This is a genomic window from Priestia sp. FSL H7-0729 (assembly GCF_038005685.1).
Lineage (GTDB): Bacteria > Bacillota > Bacilli > Paenibacillales > Paenibacillaceae > Paenibacillus.
Map to the genome: position 1 here is coordinate 926,886 of NZ_JBBOTQ010000001.1, position 18,522 is coordinate 945,407.

At 45.6% G+C, this 18,522-nt stretch carries 18 protein-coding genes; 1 reads left to right on the forward strand and 17 read right to left on the reverse strand.

Features of this window, described 5'->3' with window-relative positions; all coding sequences use genetic code 11:
• Positions 1 to 4: 4 nt before the first annotated feature.
• The 9 genes from MHH93_RS03920 to MHH93_RS03960 form a co-directional block, all read right to left on the reverse strand.
• On the reverse strand, positions 5 to 223 hold the full coding sequence (locus MHH93_RS03920) for a hypothetical protein (RefSeq protein ID WP_500052885.1): 219 nt from the start codon (positions 221 to 223) through the stop codon (positions 5 to 7).
• Between the two features lie 43 nt (positions 224 to 266).
• Positions 267 to 1,442 (reverse strand): Ger(x)C family spore germination protein, encoded by a 1,176-nt coding sequence (locus MHH93_RS03925; RefSeq protein ID WP_500052886.1) that lies wholly within the window; start codon positions 1,440 to 1,442, stop codon positions 267 to 269.
• 18 nt (positions 1,443 to 1,460) lie between these two features.
• On the reverse strand, positions 1,461 to 2,576 hold the full coding sequence (locus tag MHH93_RS03930; RefSeq protein WP_500052887.1) for a GerAB/ArcD/ProY family transporter: 1,116 nt from the start codon (positions 2,574 to 2,576) through the stop codon (positions 1,461 to 1,463).
• A 40-nt stretch (positions 2,577 to 2,616) separates the two neighbouring features.
• Positions 2,617 to 4,026, reverse strand: coding sequence for a spore germination protein (locus MHH93_RS03935; protein ID WP_500052888.1), 1,410 nt, complete (start codon positions 4,024 to 4,026; stop codon positions 2,617 to 2,619).
• Between the two features lie 187 nt (positions 4,027 to 4,213).
• A complete protein-coding gene (locus tag MHH93_RS03940; RefSeq protein ID WP_500052889.1) occupies positions 4,214 to 5,095 on the reverse strand; it encodes a carbohydrate ABC transporter permease in 882 nt (293 codons plus the stop codon).
• A gap of 14 nt (positions 5,096 to 5,109) precedes the next feature.
• Complete coding sequence (locus MHH93_RS03945) at positions 5,110 to 6,000, reverse strand: carbohydrate ABC transporter permease (protein WP_500052890.1); 891 nt, start codon at positions 5,998 to 6,000, stop codon at positions 5,110 to 5,112.
• Positions 6,001 to 6,106: 106 nt separating this feature from the next.
• Positions 6,107 to 7,372, reverse strand: coding sequence for an ABC transporter substrate-binding protein (locus tag MHH93_RS03950; protein ID WP_500052891.1), 1,266 nt, complete (start codon positions 7,370 to 7,372; stop codon positions 6,107 to 6,109).
• 85 nt (positions 7,373 to 7,457) lie between these two features.
• Positions 7,458 to 8,342: an AraC family transcriptional regulator gene (locus MHH93_RS03955; RefSeq protein ID WP_500052892.1), complete on the reverse strand. Its 885-nt coding sequence runs from the start codon at positions 8,340 to 8,342 to the stop codon at positions 7,458 to 7,460.
• A 115-nt stretch (positions 8,343 to 8,457) separates the two neighbouring features.
• Positions 8,458 to 9,456, reverse strand: coding sequence for a LacI family DNA-binding transcriptional regulator (locus MHH93_RS03960; RefSeq protein WP_500052893.1), 999 nt, complete (start codon positions 9,454 to 9,456; stop codon positions 8,458 to 8,460).
• 163 nt (positions 9,457 to 9,619) lie between these two features.
• Between MHH93_RS03960 and MHH93_RS03965 the strand changes: the two genes are divergently transcribed.
• Positions 9,620 to 10,045 (forward strand): MaoC family dehydratase, encoded by a 426-nt coding sequence (locus MHH93_RS03965; RefSeq protein WP_124114590.1) that lies wholly within the window; start codon positions 9,620 to 9,622, stop codon positions 10,043 to 10,045.
• A gap of 72 nt (positions 10,046 to 10,117) precedes the next feature.
• On the opposite strand, the gene MHH93_RS03970 is transcribed toward MHH93_RS03965, so the two are convergent.
• The 8 genes from MHH93_RS03970 to MHH93_RS04005 all read right to left on the reverse strand — a co-directional run bounded on the left by MHH93_RS03970 (position 10,118) and on the right by MHH93_RS04005 (position 18,469).
• A complete protein-coding gene (locus MHH93_RS03970) occupies positions 10,118 to 11,308 on the reverse strand; it encodes an aminotransferase-like domain-containing protein (RefSeq protein WP_500052894.1) in 1,191 nt (396 codons plus the stop codon).
• Positions 11,309 to 11,488: 180 nt separating this feature from the next.
• A complete protein-coding gene (locus tag MHH93_RS03975; protein ID WP_500052895.1) occupies positions 11,489 to 12,637 on the reverse strand; it encodes an NAD(P)/FAD-dependent oxidoreductase in 1,149 nt (382 codons plus the stop codon).
• Between the two features lie 6 nt (positions 12,638 to 12,643).
• Positions 12,644 to 13,363 (reverse strand): methyltransferase domain-containing protein, encoded by a 720-nt coding sequence (locus tag MHH93_RS03980; protein ID WP_500052896.1) that lies wholly within the window; start codon positions 13,361 to 13,363, stop codon positions 12,644 to 12,646.
• Positions 13,350 to 14,507, reverse strand: coding sequence for a type III polyketide synthase (locus tag MHH93_RS03985; RefSeq protein WP_500052897.1), 1,158 nt, complete (start codon positions 14,505 to 14,507; stop codon positions 13,350 to 13,352). The genes MHH93_RS03980 and MHH93_RS03985 overlap by 14 nt, the downstream gene beginning before the upstream one ends.
• Before the next feature lie 255 nt (positions 14,508 to 14,762).
• The gene (locus MHH93_RS03990) at positions 14,763 to 15,647 is read right to left on the reverse strand and encodes an alpha/beta hydrolase (protein ID WP_500052898.1); all 885 of its coding nucleotides are present in this window, start codon (positions 15,645 to 15,647) and stop codon (positions 14,763 to 14,765) included.
• A 172-nt stretch (positions 15,648 to 15,819) separates the two neighbouring features.
• Positions 15,820 to 16,509, reverse strand: a complete 690-nt coding sequence (locus MHH93_RS03995) for a hypothetical protein (protein WP_500052899.1) — start codon at positions 16,507 to 16,509, stop codon at positions 15,820 to 15,822.
• Between the two features lie 56 nt (positions 16,510 to 16,565).
• On the reverse strand, positions 16,566 to 16,922 hold the full coding sequence (locus MHH93_RS04000; protein WP_500052900.1) for an MmcQ/YjbR family DNA-binding protein: 357 nt from the start codon (positions 16,920 to 16,922) through the stop codon (positions 16,566 to 16,568).
• A 131-nt stretch (positions 16,923 to 17,053) separates the two neighbouring features.
• On the reverse strand, positions 17,054 to 18,469 hold the full coding sequence (locus MHH93_RS04005) for a DEAD/DEAH box helicase (protein WP_500052901.1): 1,416 nt from the start codon (positions 18,467 to 18,469) through the stop codon (positions 17,054 to 17,056).
• Positions 18,470 to 18,522 lie beyond the last annotated feature (53 nt).

Sequence of the window (18,522 nt, forward strand, 5' to 3'; positions counted from 1 at the left end):
AATCTCACTTCATTAATTTATCCATGCTTCCAAATACAAGCTTCATAACCTGAGTAGGACCAGGAAAACGGGGCTGAAAGAGAAGAATGATCCCAATGACTGTCGCCACTGCAGTAATTCCCGCACTCACTATTCTGGCTCGTTTCTCTTTACTACTCTTCCACTCTCCATACATTATCGCAGCCGCCAGCATCACAATTCCAAGGATTGAGCCTAGTTTCATGCAATCACCTCATTTCTCAGGCATTAACAGGAGCGGTCTCTGTTCAATTTTCGTCCTCATCAGGTATCCCCTGTGGTCCTGTTGATTTTCCGGTACGTACTACATGGGCTTCCACTTTGACTTCCACGTCCAATTCAGGATAGATGGTTTCCCAGTTCTTCTCCTGCTTCTTCCATTGATGCGGATAGTATCTGCGGAATTCAACGGCAAATTTGAAGAAATCGGTACGCAGCTCCTTCTGGGACAAGTCTAAAGCATCATGAGCCAGAGTTGTAAGTTTAGCTGACCATTCCTGTTCCAATTTAGTTAAAACAGCGGGATCAGTCAGATCGGCATCGGTTGTATTTAACACCACTTCTCCCCTGGTTTGGATGTCGACCTTCATACTCCACTGTTGGTTTATAATCCGAGGTTTCAAGACAGTTTGAATTTCAATAGGCTGAATCGAAAAAGAACCTTTCAACGGCTTAAATTCAACAGGCATGATAATGTTGTTCAGTTCTTTTGCAAGTAATAATACACCTACACTTAATGGTTCTTTGACCGTCTTGACGTAGCGATCCTCCTTATACAAGCTCAAACCTTTCACATATGGCGTGGTGGTCAGTTTATCCTGATCGGGCTCCAGAGGTAAGATTAACATGCGAGACAAGATAACGGAACTACCTGGACCTTCAATCGATTTACCTAGTTCAAGAGCGGTAATCCGTGTACCCAGCTTCAGATTGGCCATTTCTCGCAACGACTCTGCAGAACTTCGCTCCAGAGGATCAAGTAAGGCAAGGATGTCTTTCGCCGCCGTTTCACTGGAAAAGACATATGCATGCTCCCTGAACTGAGGGTAACGCAAGAAGAAATCGATGTACTCGCGAATTCCCCGTTTGCCGGCTTGCTCACTAATGATGATGACTTCGCAGTGGCCCCAGAACATATTCCGGGGAACTTTACGTTGCAACCGATTCAAGGCCTCTGCAATTGTACGTCCTTCCGCAGTTCGAATCATCGTGACCCCGCTTGGACTGCCTCCACTCCCACTGCTATCTCCCCCACCTGCTTTGCGCGGAATAAATATCTGTGAAGTCAGTTGTACTTTGCCATCTTCGTAATCTATACCCGTAGCCAGCACAATAGCCAAGTCATTAATTTCGATGCGATCCCAGCATCCACTTAAAAGCAAACAACACAATATTGGCATCAGTAGTACTCTATATATTCGCAAGTGCTCCTCCCTCATCAATCAGGTGTTCGCTTGATTCTTTCGAAGATGTGCCCACTCTTTCTTCAGCCATGCGATACCGTAGATCATAGCCGGAAGAATTAATAAAATACTGATCGTATACAAGTTAGCTGAAGGGCCAACCAGACTGGAAGCACTTGATCCGCCGGACACAACCCAATAGGCATAAACCATACACAGAAAAGAAAGGGGGGCAACGACGGGTTTGTAATCCTTCAAACCGAACCATTCGGCTGTGGATGTTGCAAAAATATAAAGAAAAACAGAAATTTTGACGAAGATTCCAAAAATCCAAACGGCAATAATCAGGGATTCAATATGTTGCAGAAAATCTGCAATGGTTATGTATCTTGCGGCAATCATAACCGGATATACAAAGCTATCCGTCAGATCTCCAATTAAAAACAGGCAAAACAGATTGATCACCGTCATTGCGGTTGTCGTTATTAAAAGGGAACCCAACATGACTCGTGTTGTGCGTTTTCTACGATTGACATAGGGAAGCAGGAAGGCGATTACGATGTACTCACTAAACCATGCAGCAGGTGCAAGGGCTCCTTTGATACTAGGTAGTAGTCCGTTCTCCATGAAAGGGAATAATTCCGCTGGGTTCAGATCCCCGATCAATAGAATGAAAATTAGGCTAAGCAGCACGATCAGGAGGGTTACAAAGATTTGAGAGGTGCGTCCAACCACTTCGATTCCCAGTCTGACATTAAGCGCGCACACCGCAACCATAGTCCCCATTACAACAAATAGCGGGGTTCGCGGAAGTGCATTGTTAACAATAAATTCTCCGTACGTCCGTATAATCAAGCCCGTCAAATGGGGCAAAAAAATGATATATACCAATCCAATTAATTTCCCAGGGATACGACCCGCAATCGATACACTCGATTGAATGAGCGTTTTTCCAGGGTACAGGCGATCTAGTCCAATGGAAACCGCTATCGCTGCAAAACCAACGATGGAGCCTATAATCGGAGAGAGCCACATGTCATGGCCTGCATAATGCATTGTAATACCCGGTACAGACAATATGGCGGTCGCTAGAATAGCGGGAAAGATCAAGAATGCCAATTGCGTCTCCGATATTTTTCCTTTGTCAGTCAACATGTGTAATCCCGCTCCCTTGATTGCTTGAGTATCGATTGTTCTAGTCCGGTCTATTCCTTGGTGCTGGTCGCCACCATACATCCTTGAGTTCTTTGCTCATCGTTGGCGCCACAGGTGACAGATAAGGCGTTCCGAATGAACGAAGACTGCTCAGATGAATGACAACCAGGATGACTCCCAACATGACGCCAGTAAGTCCCAGCGTTCCCGCCAGAAACATCATAGGAAAACGCAGTAATCGGGTCGCGATGCTGGCAGCGTAACGAGGGATCATGAAAGAAGCGATACCGGTAATCGCGACAATGATAATCATGGGGGCTGACACAATTCCGGCACTCGTCGCCGCTTGCCCAATAATTAATGCGCCCACGATACTGACCGCTGATCCGACCTGCTTTGGCAACCGGACCCCAGCCTCACGCAGTGCTTCAAAGGCAATCTCCATAATGAGTGCTTCTACCAGTGCAGGAAAAGGGATCTCTTCTCTTGCCCGCGCAATACTGAGAAGCAATACGGTAGGAATCATCTCCTGATGAAATGTCGTAATCGCTACATAAGCCGATGGAAGCAGCATGGATAAAACATAGAAAATGTATCGCAGCCAGCGTACAAATACACTCATAAATACATTTTGATAATAATCTTCCGGGGACTGTAACATGGAAAAAATGGTCACTGGCGCGATCAGGGTGAATGGCGTTCCGTCAACGAGAATAGCAAATCGACCTTCCAGCAAGTTGGAAGCAACGACATCCGGACGTTCCGTTGCAATCATCTGCGGGAATGGTGAATATCGCTGATCAACTATGCCTTCTTCAATGTACTGACTCTCCAGTACGTCTCGAAGTTTTAAATCGGCAAGTCGTGTCTTCACTTCTTTGACCAGTTTGGGGTCAATAATTCCCTCCATGTATACAAGTGAAATACTGGTGTTGGTACGATCTCCCATGTTGCGTGTTTGAATCTTAAATGCAGGTGTCTTGAGACGTTTGCGCAGTAGAGACATATTCATAGTCAACGATTCTGTGAATCCATCTCGTGCACCGCGCACGGTCGATTCAGCTAACGGTTCCTCGGTTGAACGATTTTCAGCTTTGTATAGAGGGTAGGTAGTTCTAATTATTGAGCCTTCCAGCAGTAACAGAGCTTCCCCCTCTAATATAGCCTGCACCGCCTGAGTGGTTGTATCAACATTCTTAACAGAAGCCAGGGGAACCTGCGCAGCTTCAATCCCAATTTCCTGAAGGGGCGTTAGTACCTGTCTTTCCAACCGTTCTGTATCGCATAAACCAACACAATATACGCATACCGCTGAAATATGACACGCGGTCTGGAATGTATGAAACACAACATCCGAGCAACCTGCAAAAACGGAGCTTAGCATTTCTTGATCAACAGCAAGAGATCCGGTTAACGGCAGGTTCTGATGTGTTATCTGTGATGTGTCCATACCGCCCTCCCCTTTCTGCGCATGCTCGTCCAGATATTCTCAGTTAAAGGTATCCTTTACTTATAAGTTGGGATATATACGCAAAATATTGAATAGCAAAAGGGCCGCCCTCGTGAGCGACCCTGAAGATATATTCAGAAATTCAAACCCTTTGAATTCTTCCTGATATTCCGGTATGCATTGGCCCCTATCCTTTGACCGCACCCAAAGCAACACTTCCAATAATCTGTTTGGAAAATATAGAGAACACAACAATAATAGGCAGGATTGAGATTGCTACGCCCAAATACAAGAGCCCATAATCCATCCCATAGTAACCCTGCACTAATGCAACCAGCACTGGAAGCGGATATTTATCCAGGGAGAAAAATAGAACAAGCGGTGTTAGGAAATTATTCCATGAACCAATAAACGTGAATATGCCAAGGGCTGAGATTGCCGGCCCCAGAATAGGCAGTACAATCTGATTGAACGTTCGGAACTCACCAGCACTGTCCACCCGTGCAGATTCAATAATCTCATCCGGGATACTGCTCTCCATGAACTGTTTGATAAAGAATACATTAAACGCGTTGGCCGCAGCCGGCAAAATAATCGCGGCATAGCTGTCCAGAAGCCCCAACATACTGAATAGGCGATATACCCCAATCAGGGCCAGTTGGCCCGGCACCATCATGGTTGCCAACAGGAACAGAAACAACCAGTTCCGCCCTTTGAATTTGAATTTGGCAAAACCGTATGCGGTCAGAGCACCAATATACAGAGATAACACGGTTGATGATCCTGCAATGAAAATACTGTTGGCAAACCCTCGCCAAATGTTGATTTTCGATACCATATTCATATAATTATCCACCAAAAACGATCCGGGAAGAAAGGTGAATGTTGAAGCAATCGTTGCATTGTTATGTGTTGAATAGATGAGCATCAGATAAAATGGAATAATGCACAGCACGGCAAGACCAATCAATAACAGATAGATGATGATCTTGCCTGCCGTCAGTCGCCTTGTGGTGGCATATTGCTGAATCGCTGCATTTGGTTGTTCAACTGATTTTGCAGTTTGCATGAGAACTCCCCTCCCTATGAACGGCTCTTCCGCTTGGTCATGATGAAGGATGCAACGGACAACAGTATGATGATAATAAACAGACAAAATGCGATTGCAGCGCCGTACCCAAAACGAGTGCTCTGAAATGCGACATTATAGAGATACATAATGCTTGTCATGGCTGCCCGGTCAGGACCACCATTGCCATTGGTTAATGTAAATGGCTGATCAAAAATCTGGATGCCACCAATAATGGAGGTAATCATCTGAAACAGAATAATTGGACGGAGCATTGGCACGATGATATGAATGAAAATATGTTTCTTTTTCGCTCCATCCATCTGTGCAGCCTCCAACAATGACGGATCTATCCCCTGAAGACCTGCAAGGTAGATGACCATGGAATACCCGAAGTATTGGAAAAACAAAATGGATGAGACAATCAGCCGCATAAACCAGGGATTATTTTTCCAGTTAATTGGATCTTGTATGATGCCAGTTTGCACCAAAAAATGATTCAGTCCTCCGGATTGCCAGTCAAAGATCAGGCTGACAAGCAACCCGAGAGATGCAGCCGTTACGATATTCGGGAAAAAGTACACGGCTCTGAAAAAATCCCGTCCATTGAGCAGCTTATCATTCAGGATAAAAGCCAACACCAGGGAGATTGTCAGTTGCGGAACGACAGATACGCCCCAGATGAATAATGTATTAAACAAGGTTTTGTAGAATAGCGGGTCTTGTAGTACAGCCACGTAGTTGCCGATCCCTACAAAATCAGGCGTCGTGATGCCATCAAAGTTGGTGAAACTGATATAGAGCGAATATAAAATGGGATAAAGCCCAAAAATGGTGAAAATAATAAAGAACGGAGCAATGAAGTAGTAGCCGTAATGGTCCTTGCGAATCGTTTTGGCAAACATGTTCTATCCCCCCCAGTTATCATCGGATGTGTGATGTGTATAACCATCGTTTACTTCGTGGGCGTGTCTGAAAACTTCAAAGGTAGGTTTTCAGACACGTCCTAAGCTAATCCACTTCCAGCTCCGGAAATCTCAAGGTGACATCACGTTTGATTCGCTTTACGACTTCTTCCTTGGTCTGAATGTCCTTATTGAGATACAACTGGAGTACATTCTTGTAGATATCGTTGTTAATCGTCGCATCATATTTGGTGCGTTCGTATACAGGAATCCGTTTCGCAGCCTCCGAGAAAAATTCGAAATGCTTCTGTCCTCCCAAATAAGACGATGAGAGAGACGGGGCAAGTTCATCATTCACAACCATGTTGCTCGTGAAATAATCCTGCTCTTTCGCGAGCTCTGATAGAAAGTCGTGGTCAAAGTTATAGAACTCGATAAACTTCCAGGCGAGATCTTTTTTGTCACTTTTACTATACATCGCTATATAAGTTCCACCTGCACTAAACGCGGAAGGTCCCTGTGCCAGGCCCCACAATCCTTCGGTATCCGGGGCATTTGCCTTGAACGTAAATTGCAGGGCCCAGGTTGCCCCGGGATAGAACATGACCTCTCCTTTTTGCATGGATGCCGCGTAACCGGCACTTCCATCATCATACTCGGCAAGTACTTTCCGCTCACGTGCTTCACGTACAAGATCGAGCACCTCCAAGTAGGTTGGATCGATGACGAGTTTGCCGTCCTTCACCCAAGGTATACCATCATATGAATTCGATATAGCATTCCAATTTGCCAGTGCATGTACTTTATTCCCACTTAGTTGCTGCACCTTCTCTCCAATCTCGAAGATCTTCTCCCATGTATCGATCTGTGAACCCACCTTTTCAGGATCATCGGTGCCCAGATATTTCTTCGCCAAATCCCGACGATAATAGATGCCCCCTGGTGTTCCCTGATAACCTATCGCTCTGACATTTCCTTCGCTGTCCTTTTCATTGGCCTGCACAAAAGCATATTGTTCCTGGATAAGTTCATTGGCGTTGTACGGCGAAGCTGATAGATTCTCCAGATAAGGAACGTCAATCAGTTCTCGAATATTTGCATTTTCAATCATAAATACATCTGGAGCCTTCGAGGTCGTCTGTAGCGCAGATTTCAGCTTGGTAATATAGAAATTACCGGGGATGTTGACAAAGTTCACTTTGATGTCAGGATATTGCTGTTCGAATTTCTCGATGGCATATCCTGCTTCATCCGTAAAACTCCACACGGTAATCTCCTGTTGCTTGCTTTGATTGGATGGACTGAACTGACAACCAGCTAACAACAGTGCTGCACATACAAATACAATAGTTGGCTTAAACCACTTCTTCATAGGCCCCCTCCTTCAAAAAGGAAACGCTTACAATTTATTAGAGTATATTGATTTTGGAGAGGGCTTTCTCCACAAATATTGTGCATTACCCTCCATATTTTGTGATATTCGTACGGTGTTTTTTACGAAATTCGGAGGGGGTGCAGTCATTATATTTTTTGAAAAGACGGTTATAGGAGTTTACATTGTTGAACCCATGCCCGATCGCAATCTCCAGAATGGTATCCTGACGGAACAATAAGGCCCACTCTGATTTGATGATACGAAAGTGATTCAAGTATTCCATCAATGTTACGCCCTTAATCTCTTTGAACAGCTTGCAGACATGGAACTTGCTGAACTTAATATGTTCCGCCACCTGTTCCAGCTTGATCGGTTCAGCATAGTGCTCCTCCAGGTATTCACAGACCGATTCAAGGAATTCAAATTTTTTGGAGGAAGTACAGGGCCATCCAGAAGATGTTGATTCATCGGTGGTAGCCGGTACGATTGTGCGTAGTAAAAGTATGATGAGATCATATAATCTGGATACCATTAACCATCGATATCCCGGCTTCTGATTTTTCTTCTCGGTAATGATGACATCTATATAATGAGCCAGATTGCTCTGACTTCCCGTGTTCGAGGGAATAACTGTTGTTTTGTTAAAAAGTTGTCCGAGATCCTGAATTTCGGCTTCGGTCGTGAAACTCCCTGTTAACAATTCGAGTCGGAACAAGATAATGGTTAGCTGTTCAGTCCCCGGAAAAAAGCAGTGCACATCTCCTGGTTTGATCAGCAGCACATCCCCTTTTGCCAACTCACAAACGTGGTCGTTCACGCCAATTCGTGCGCTCTTTCCATTTACAACAACCAGTTCAACCTCATCATGCCAGTGTGCAGCATAATTGAACTGACCACCTGTATGAATCACCCGAATGGGAAAACCTTCTTCCATATGGCCTGTCTCCAGAAACGTGGGTACGCCCATCTAATCACCCTCCATTTATTTCCTATGCAAGAATCTCTCGTCTTTATTATTATGCATAGATCGCCACACTCCTTTCTTTTTAAGTATTTAAAATGCTATAGAATGAAAAAACTCCTCAACTCAGGTTGAGGAGCCGAACAGAATCACGTTCCACGCATTGGATGTCCAGTGTATATAACGTCTCTACGATCTCTCCATTCAGCAGTTGGAAGAGAACATGACCTGCAAGCTGGCCTGCATCCCTCTTTGGCTGACGAAAGGTGGTTAATGGTGGATTCATGTACTGTGATGCAGGTATATTGTCAAAGCCGATCACGGATAATTGCTCGGGAATTGAAATATCATGCTCCCTGAAAGCTTCCATGCCGCCAATCGCCATTTCATCATTAGCAAAGAAAACAGCGGAGGGCAACTCTCCTTCAAGCAGTTTCTTGGCTGCAATGTAGCCATCTTGCTTCATGTATTGTCCGCCAATTTTCCATTCGGGGTTCTCTTCAATGCCTGCCTCCTTCAAGGCTTTCAAATAACCTTGATAACGATGGAGATTACATTCCGATTGTGACGGACCACTGATATAAGCTATTGTCCGGTGACCTTTATCGATCAGATAGCGGGTAGCCAAGTATCCGCCTTGCGTATCACTCATCAAAACCTTTACAATATGTTGAGCATCCAGATCCCGATCCATGACGACAATCGGAAATCCTGCTTCAGATGCTTCAATCAGCAATTGATCTTGAATATTCTGAGCGATAACAATAGCTCCATCAATTCTTCTTTCTCGGATGTAACGATGGGCTGTTGATTTCTCTCCACCCAACGAACTACATACGATCATATCGTATCCGTGACTCATAACGACCGTTTCTATTCCATTCACCAGATCCGAGAAATATGGACTGGACATGTCATGGACAATAACACCAATGGTTTGTGTACTATTTCGTTTTAATTCAGATGCAGGACCATGCCTAACGTAATTGAGTTGGCTCGCTGCCTCAAGTACTCGGAGTCTTGTCCGCTCACTCACATTCCCTTTATCGTTGAGTACACAAGATACGGTCGAACTGGCTACACCCGCCATCTTGGCTACATCTTTAATCGTTATCATCATATATACTCCTCAAAGACAGTTTCATCTGTTTATTTCATTATGTCAGTAACACAGCGCAATACACACCGGACTGTTCACTAGCATTTTAACACGTCAGTCCAGTCATGTCTCTTTCCAAGGCATCGACTACGAAAAAACATATCAAAGAAACCGAGGTGCCTTCATGAGATTCAGTGAATATGTAATAGGTCAGCGCTATGAAACCACATCCTTGGCATTGTCCAAGAGCGATATTATCGAGTTTGCCACAATCTATGATCCACAGTACATGCATTTGGATGAGGAAAAGGCCAAGCAAGGGCGCTTCGGCAGTTTAATTGCTTCTGGTATGCAAACGATGAACATCTCCTTCAAATTATGGATTGAGGTCGGCGTCTATGGAGAGCATGTCGTGGCGGGCACCGGAATGAATAATATTCAATTCTTGAAACCTGTCTATCCGGATGATGAACTTCATGTCATTGCAGAAGTTATTGGATTGACACCCAGACGAAAAGGAAATGGGATTGTTACCGTGCTGCTGAGTACATTCAATCAGAAGAATCAAAAGGTTTTTCAGGCAGAATTAAGTGCATTAATTGATAATTAAGGGCTGCGAAAGGCCAAAAAAAGAAGTCGCCAATAGGCGACTTCTCTTGGATATATTGCATTTTTGATCATATTAAACGTTGTAGCCCTTCAATACCTGCCCCAAAATCTCTACACCCTTGATAATCTGTTCGTCTGATGGGGTTGAGAAATTAAGTCTGATGGCATTACAAGGGTCTTGCTCATTCACCAGGAATGCATTTCCCGGTACAACCGCAACCCCTTGAGCTGCCGCTGTCTTGGCATAATCAAGCATGGGCACATGTGCTGGCAGGTCACACCAGAGGAACAGTCCACCATCGGGTTGAGTATAGGTAATGGACTCACCCATATGCTCTTGCAGCTTGTCCATCATCAATGTAGCTTTTCTCCGATATACCTCACGAATGCTGTTAATATGCCCCGCGTAGTCATACTCTGTCATGAACTTGTATGCCAGAATCTGTGGAAGCATGGCGGTATGTACGTCTTCTCCCTGTTTGGCAACAACCATCTTCTCCACCACTTCATGTGGCGCTTGTACAAAACCGACACGTAGCCCCGCCGACAAAATTTTGGAGAATGATCCAACATAGATGACCAGACCCTCATCATCCATAGACTTGATGGTTGGCACATCCTCTCCGTTGAATCGAAGTTCTCCGTACGGATTATCTTCCAAAATCATAACGCCATACTTCTTAGCCAACTCGTATATGGCCTTACGTTTCGCAAGACTCGTCGTTACACCAGTAGGATTCTGAAAACTTGGGATCACGTAGATCAGTTTCACATTAGGCTCCGTCTGCAGCGCCTGTTCCAGCTTCTCGATATCCATGCCGTCCATCTCCATCGGAACCCCGGCAAGCTTCGCACCGGATGCCCGGAAGGAGTTCAGGGAGCCGATAAAGCTCGGACTCTCACAGATAATCGTGTCCCCTTCATTACAGAACACTTTACAGGCAAGTTCAATCCCCTGCTGCGCTCCAGATACGATGAACAATTGATCGGATGGCTTACCCGTATCAAAACCTGTCTTCAAATGTTGCGTCAAGGCTTCCCTTAGGGGAACATATCCTTCCGTAATTCCATATTGCAGAGCCGTGACCGGGTCTTGCTCCAGAATGGTTTGGGTGAACGTGCGAATCGCCTCAATAGGAAAGGTCTCCGGTGCGGGGTTTCCCGCAGAGAATGGAATCACATTTTGCCCAGAGGAAGCCTTCAAAATCTCGCGAATAATGGATGGTTGCAGTGCTGCGATACGATTGGAAAATGAATAGTTCATCTTAAATAGTGCCTCCCGACATTTCATCTGACTTAGTTCTCTATCGTTACATTAGATTCTATTATACGAGCATTTGCCGAATTTCCAAACTCTCTCCACCAAATTAATGTTTATGCACCAAAAAAAGAGGCCACCGTCAGCAACCTCTTTCGCATAAGTATTGAGCAAAGTATCAATGGATTAGCGCGCTGCGTTCATCTCGGATAACCGCGTGGCCTTCACGACATAAGCTGCTAAACCGGGGATCATCCGAGCCAGACCAGGATAGAATTTATTGGTTTTGGCAAAAGCCAGCTTTTGAATTCTTCTTGCGCGTCTGAGCAATTGGGTAAATTCACGGCTTGCTTCCAGTGTGTAATTACTCTGCCAATCGGCATGTTCAATGTCGCCTTGCAGGTACTTATCGGTCCACCTTGCACACAGGAGAGAGGAGCGAAGGGCAATGGACATTCCGTCTCCACATAAAGGCGGTATCATCAGCATGGCATCTCCAATATGCGGATATTGGGACCAAGGTTCAGGAACATTGGACAGATGCAGAGGCGCAATCGACACTTGCGTTCCATCTACAGGTTTTCCTTCGGCCAAACGGGCTGCCAAACTCACGTTGGTCAGGGATGCCGCCTGTAAAATATCGTTTACAGACTTGCCGCTTCTCTGTACGGTATCCAGTGTCAACAATGCGGCGACATTCACAATGCCATCCTCAATCGGTGAAATGCCCACGTAACCACCCTCGCAAAAATATAACTCTACCCGCGCGGGAATCTCGATTCCGCTGAAGTGGGACTTAACGCCAACGTATACGGTTTGGTCCCGGAGATCAGGTGCGGATGACATCCCACGCGGTTTTTTGGTCCCATGTGCCCCGATGACGGCTTTGGCTCTGTAACTGATCTGCTCATCTCCCTGTTTTACCTGAACCTCATAACTGGCATCCTCAAGCTGCTCGATGCTCGTTATGGTCGCTTTGGTCACAATCTGGGCTCCGGCCTCCAGAGCCTTCTGATGCAAAATCTGGTCGAGCTCATATCGACTTATGCCATATGCGAATCCCGGCAGCGGTGCTTCGATCACTCCGCCTTGTGGCATAACGATTTTGGCATGATCCATGGTGCTGGGTTTCTTCGTCTGGTCCAGAAGGTGAATATCCAGAACCTCTAACATTTCCTTGGTTTCGGGTGACATGAACTCACCGCAGGTTTTGTGTCGAGGGAACTCTTGACGATCCAGCAAAAGGGTCCGATGACCTTTTCCTGCCAGTTGCATTGCACACGTACTACCGGCAATTCCGGCTCCGATGACAATCACATCTATCGATTTCGACACGTCAGATCACCTGCCTTTCGTGGGAATAACAACAGAGTAACGGAATAAAGGCTTCCATTCATAAGTCATCGTATCATGATTGAGACGTTGTTTAAGTTCCTTCCAATCCCTCCCTGTAAAGCCTTTGGCTACGGAAAGAGGCCCATCATGACGAATGTACCGATTGCGCGAGATCATTCGTGTTGTAATCCAGACCGCTTTATAGGATACGGGGTGGCGGTGAATATCATTAATGACGACACCATATCTGGATGCTCGCAGCATATGAGAAACCATATCAACCAGCATATCTCCGTCAAAATGATGCACAAACTGGGAACCTGTCACGATATCTGCTGAAGCATCCGGCAATTGTGTAAGATCGGCACGTTGTACCCTGACTCGGGGTTCGTCACGGAATAGTTTTCTTGCTTCCTCACACGCCTCCTCCGTCAGATCAACCAGCGTAATTTCCAGCTGAACACCTTGACGATCTGCCCATTGCAGCAGTTTCTGGTTCACATCCCCTGAACCTGCCCCCACATCCAGTAGGGTCAGCTTATTCGGCTTACCGACAGATTTCCATAACTTCTCTACACCAGCAAGCGTTGGGCCGGGTGCTGCGAATATTTTGTTAAGACGTCTCAGATGTCTGAGTGCTTCACGCAGCTCCTCCCCTCCCATAGAGAAGTCATCCATCAGTTCCTCTTCCTTAGCCCGTATGGACAATGTTCTAAAGAAGGACATGATCGTGCTCCTCCATCCCTGAAGAGAATGAGGGTACATAAGTGAATTTCATCAATTCCGCAGTAAGTCCCGGTCCAAATGCCATGGCTACACCATCTGTGGAGGATTGACCCTGTACCTTCATGTCCTCACGCATCGCATTCAGTACAAACAGGATCGTGTTGGAAGACAGGTTACCATACGTTCTAAGGACATCCCTGCTGTATTTCGTTTGCTCGTCTCGCAGCTTCATTACATTCTGCACAGAGTCCACAATCCCGCGTCCTCCCGGATGAATGGCCCACAGCTCAGGAAGCTGTTCACTTTGCAATAAGAGACGCAATTCCTCTTCTAAATGAACACCAAGCATCTTCGGAATACGAGGGGATAGATACAGGTCATACCCCAGGTTCCCCACCTCCCAGGTCATATCTTCAGTTGAATCCGGAAGAAGCACAGAATAGCCCGTTCCCAGGCTCAGAACATTCTTGTGCTGAGGTTCTGGTGTGCCCACTATACAAGAAGAAGCTGCGTCTCCGAAGAATGAAGCTGCAAACAGCGCTTCCCGATCTTGCACCGGCTGAAAATGAATTGTACACAACTCTACACAGATAACAAGTACCTGTGATCCCGGAGCACCCTGCACGACATCTCGTGCCATCTGAATGGCTTTCAACCCTGCGGCACAGCCCTGAAAGATCAGCGGCAGTCGGTTAACACGGTCAGACAGACCCAAGTGACGGATGAGCATAACATCAAGCCCCGGCAGATATTGACCGGTGCAGCTGACCGTGATGATATGCGTGATGCTCTTCGGAGATACGCCTGAATCCTTCAGGGCTTTCTCTGCCGCCTCAATTCCGAGCGGAAGCGCCTCTCGCTTGTATGTATTCATTCGTTCTTCGGTTGTCGGGACGTCTGATCGCTCACCAGAGGGCAGATATCGGCATTCTTCCAGTGAACCGAGATAGCTCGGTTCCACGGTATATCGTGTTTCAACACCACAGGACTTGAATATCCGCCTGGCAAAGCGGGCCAAATCGGGCCGATCCTGAAGAGAAGAAGCGATTAGTTCTGCAATATCTGACTGTGCTACGGGGTGAGCAGGGAGAGCCGTTCCCATGCCAAGAATCGCGATATCGGATGGACTGTTATATTGGTTCATAATAAACCTCCTGGTATTGGTTATTATTTCCTCTAATTAACACTCTTACCCTTAACGATATCGTTATAATCTTAAGAACAGTCCTATACTAGTTTATTAACACATCCGCAAGCTCAGAAGCTTGGTTTCATCAAACGATTGATTTAACCAGAGATCAACCAAAAAAGCCACCAATAGGCGACTTCAGGGTGAATTTACATATACCTTACTATAAGTGCTTCGTGAGATAACTTCTTACGTTTATTCTCAACCAAGTTATTTGGAAAAAGCTTCTCTGATCTTGTCACTCATCAGATACCAGGCATCCTCTGCCATCGTGAGATCTCCATAATGCGTGAATCCGTGAGCAGCTCCCTCGTATTCCTTAAGTGTCACCTTCACACCGCTTGCTTCAAGCCTTGTTGCATAAGTTCTTGCTTCTTGAGCAAGCGAATCTTTTTCCGCGGTAATGATCAAAGCTTCCGGGAGTTCCTGTAATGATTTTGCGAGCACAGGTGAAGCTAATGGATCGTGCGCATCTTCAGGCGTTTCAAGGTACATGGCGTTGAATGTTCTGGCGATATCGGCTGGAATGGCTTCTTCAAAACTCGGTTTCTCGGCCGGATCTGTTGCTACATCCAACACGCCATAATCGATAACTTGCAGAACAAGTGGCAGCTCGCTACCACGTTGTTTATTCAACAAGCACACTGCTGCAGCAAGATTACCACCAGCACTATGCCCTCCAATGGCGAATAAAGACGGATTAACCGAGAAGGATTCGGGATTGGTGTGAACCCACTTTACAATGTCGTAACATTCGTGGACCGCTGTTGGGAACTTATTCTCTGGTGCAAGGCTGTAATCGATATTGATAACGAAACAATCAGCACGCTCAGCGATCAGGCGACACCAGGGATCATCTCCCTCCGCTTGTCCCAAGATGAAGCCACCCCCATGCATATTGAAAAAGACTGGCAGCGGAGCGGGATGATCCCTATCCGGTTTATACACGAGTACACGCGTCTCGCCTTTGGTTGTAGGAATCATAACTTCTTCTACTGTGACAGCATACGTGGAACTGGGTTGAAGAGCTGCGTCTGTACCGACGACATTTTGACGCATTTGTTGTACCATTGCCAATTGTTGTTGTTGATCCATATTTATCACTCCTTATTTGCATTAAGAATGACTCCGACAATCGGAGATTTGAATCATTCATTCTCCAATGAATTCAAGACAGTGATGAAATTTTCCTCCCCCACTGTCGTGGCCGGTCCACCTTCCGTTGTGACAGCATGTTCATGCGAAATATCAAGCTCCCCCAGTTGTCTCACTGTTCGTTGGATTCGCTCACCTGCTCCATACTTGAGTCCTTTTTCTTGTGGGACATCATTCTGAACCCCATCAGACAAAAGAAAACGCTGCACCCCATGCCAAACAAACTACTGGTTTTTAAAGCGAGAGGTGAGGCTTGCATGGTAAGTAGTGTCGCTTGTGTCACGACGATGGATACCATGGCATCGGTGAAGTTAATCATTTTCAATGTAGATATAATTGGGTTATGTAGATGACGATTAGCCCAGGTACCGTACACGGCAAAAGCAAGTTTGGTAAAAGCGACTATAGCTACGATATATACAATAAGTCCGCTATATATGAAGGCATCACCGATCAGATACATTCGCAGACAGACGATCGAATAGGACACGCCCAGAAAACATAGAAAAAGACCACCGCGTTTATACACCGCAAGCTCCAAAGAATATCTTTCTTGGGGAGAAACCATCCCTTTGGCAACTTTATATTGATGAAGCACCTGGCCTTTGGCTATACACAGAATCAAATAATACACTGCATTTGTGATGAACCATCCCGAAAGGAGATATATCCCCAAGACTAGCTTGCCTATCCCAATCCAGGCATTGATAACAAGGGATACAACGTTGAACAAAGCCGTTCGATCTTGCTTATTTCCAAGATAACGGTCCCATATGGGCTTCAAGTATGTCTTCATTTTCATAAGATATTCATTCTACTTGGCGAGCAGACCATGGGCATTGATATGAACGAAATACCTCACGATTCGGCCAGAGATTCCCGAGCGCTTTTTGGAAGGGATTGGATAACCATATCATACGAGTGATCGATCATTACGTAGACATCCTCATCTGACAAAGAACCATCCAGCGTAATGGTATTCCAGTGTTTTTTATTCATATGATATCCTGGTTGAACAGCTTCATGCTGCTCTCTCAGATTCTCTGCAATAATCGGGTCACATTTTAAGTTCAAGCGACAGTTCTTTTCTTTATTTTCAAAAATCAGCACGAACATCTTACCCGCGACCTTAATCGCGACTGGATCAGGTCCAAATGGATAATCCTTGATCGCACCTTTCTTCTTCAAACTGTATTCAATCATCGTATCCTTCAAGTCAGTACCTCCCCTTTCACATTGAACAATATAATGATACCGAATGTAAGTTCGTATGTAAATAAGCTCCCTGCACATAATAAAACCTCCTCCATATTCTGGAGAAGGTTTTATCTGGATTTATTTAGATCTTAATTGGCTCTATCATTTCTTGTTTTGCTACTGCGATTGAATGAGCCATGATTTGATTTACTGCTACTGCTGTTAGATCTACTGCTACTTGGTCTGCTGCCATTGGATCTACCTTCGCTTGAACGACTGCTATTGGCTTTGCCACTCTTGGCAAACCACTCGGATTTCGGCTTGCGTGCCGGGTTCGCCTTGGATTTGGCTGGTTTACCCGCAGCTGATTTGTTGAACGCAGGTTTACTGCCCGATGCTTTGCTGGTTTTCTCAAACACAGGTACACCTGTCATCGGATACGGATGACCTTTTACTTCAGGAATCGTCTTCTTGATTACTTTCTCAATATCCTTCAGGAATGGAAGTTCATCTTTCTCACAGAATGAGATGGCCATCCCGCTTTTCCCTGCTCGACCTGTACGTCCAATACGGTGAACATACGTTTCCGGAATGTTCGGCAGATTAAAGTTAATGACATGTGACAGTTCCTCCACATCAATTCCTCTTGCTGCGATATCCGTCGCCACCAGTACTCGGGTAGCCCCACTCTTGAAATTGTTCAGTGCCCGTTGACGGTCGTTCTGAGACTTGTTGCCATGAATGGCCTGTGCCGTTACATTCACTTTGGCCAAATCACGTGTAACCCGGTCAGCGCCGCGCTTCGTGCGTGTGAACACCAATGCCGTGACGATGGATTTATCCTCCAAAATTTGGTTCAACATAAGCTGCTTCTTGCCATTCTCCAACAAATATATAGACTGCTCAATACGGTCTACGGTTGAAGATACCGGTGTAATTTCTACTTTGACTGGATCAACCAGCAAAGTCTTAACCATTTTGGTGATCTCAGGAGGCATGGTCGCTGAGAAGAACAGCGTCTGCTTTTTGTTCGGCATCTTGGCAATGATTCGTTTCACATCATGAATGAAGCCCATGTCCAACATCCGGTCTGCTTCATCCAGAACGAGAATCTCAACCATTTTCAGATCAATACGCTTCTGGTTAATCAGATCGTTCAAACGGCCAGGTGTTGCGATAATAATATCTGCACCTTGATTAAGCGCGCGTTCTTGCACTTTTTGTGAAACACCGCCAACGATAGCCGTACAACGAATATCCGTATAGCGGCTATATATTTTGATGTTATCCGCGATCTGAATAGCCAGTTCTCTTGTTGGTGTCAAAATTAATGAGCGAATATGTCGTGCGGACTTAGGTCCTTTGGATCTCTCGCTTAATAATTGAATGATCGGCACCGAGAATGCTGCCGTCTTGCCTGTTCCTGTCTGTGCACATCCAAGCAGGTCTCTACCCGCTAATACAGCTGGAATAGCCTGTTCCTGGATAGGCGTAGGATTAGTATAGTTTGCTTTGCTTAACCCTTCCATAATAGAGGGGATAATATTTAAGTCGTTAAATGTCATGTTTTCTCCTTCATTTACGCACATCTATGAATAAGACGCATCTTTTATTTCAC

Bases quoted from the DNA above. Each gene is read 5' to 3' on its own strand.
- MHH93_RS03920 (WP_500052885.1), bottom strand. From the start codon at position 223: ATGAAACTAGGCTCAATCCTTGGAATTGTGATGCTGGCGGCTGCGATA.
- MHH93_RS03930 (WP_500052887.1), bottom strand. From the start codon at position 2,576: ATGTTGACTGACAAAGGAAAAATATCGGAGACGCAATTGGCATTCTTG.
- MHH93_RS03935 (WP_500052888.1), bottom strand. From the start codon at position 4,026: ATGGACACATCACAGATAACACATCAGAACCTGCCGTTAACCGGATCT.
- MHH93_RS03940 (WP_500052889.1), bottom strand. From the start codon at position 5,095: ATGCAAACTGCAAAATCAGTTGAACAACCAAATGCAGCGATTCAGCAA.
- MHH93_RS03945 (WP_500052890.1), bottom strand. From the start codon at position 6,000: ATGTTTGCCAAAACGATTCGCAAGGACCATTACGGCTACTACTTCATT.
- MHH93_RS03950 (WP_500052891.1), bottom strand. From the start codon at position 7,372: ATGAAGAAGTGGTTTAAGCCAACTATTGTATTTGTATGTGCAGCACTG.
- MHH93_RS03955 (WP_500052892.1), bottom strand. From the start codon at position 8,342: ATGGGCGTACCCACGTTTCTGGAGACAGGCCATATGGAAGAAGGTTTT.
- MHH93_RS03960 (WP_500052893.1), bottom strand. From the start codon at position 9,456: ATGATGATAACGATTAAAGATGTAGCCAAGATGGCGGGTGTAGCCAGT.
- MHH93_RS03965 (WP_124114590.1), top strand. From the start codon at position 9,620: ATGAGATTCAGTGAATATGTAATAGGTCAGCGCTATGAAACCACATCC.
- MHH93_RS03970 (WP_500052894.1), bottom strand. From the start codon at position 11,308: ATGAACTATTCATTTTCCAATCGTATCGCAGCACTGCAACCATCCATT.
- MHH93_RS03980 (WP_500052896.1), bottom strand. From the start codon at position 13,363: ATGTCCTTCTTTAGAACATTGTCCATACGGGCTAAGGAAGAGGAACTG.
- MHH93_RS03985 (WP_500052897.1), bottom strand. From the start codon at position 14,507: ATGAACCAATATAACAGTCCATCCGATATCGCGATTCTTGGCATGGGA.
- MHH93_RS03990 (WP_500052898.1), bottom strand. From the start codon at position 15,647: ATGGATCAACAACAACAATTGGCAATGGTACAACAAATGCGTCAAAAT.
- MHH93_RS03995 (WP_500052899.1), bottom strand. From the start codon at position 16,509: ATGAAAATGAAGACATACTTGAAGCCCATATGGGACCGTTATCTTGGA.
- MHH93_RS04005 (WP_500052901.1), bottom strand. From the start codon at position 18,469: ATGACATTTAACGACTTAAATATTATCCCCTCTATTATGGAAGGGTTA.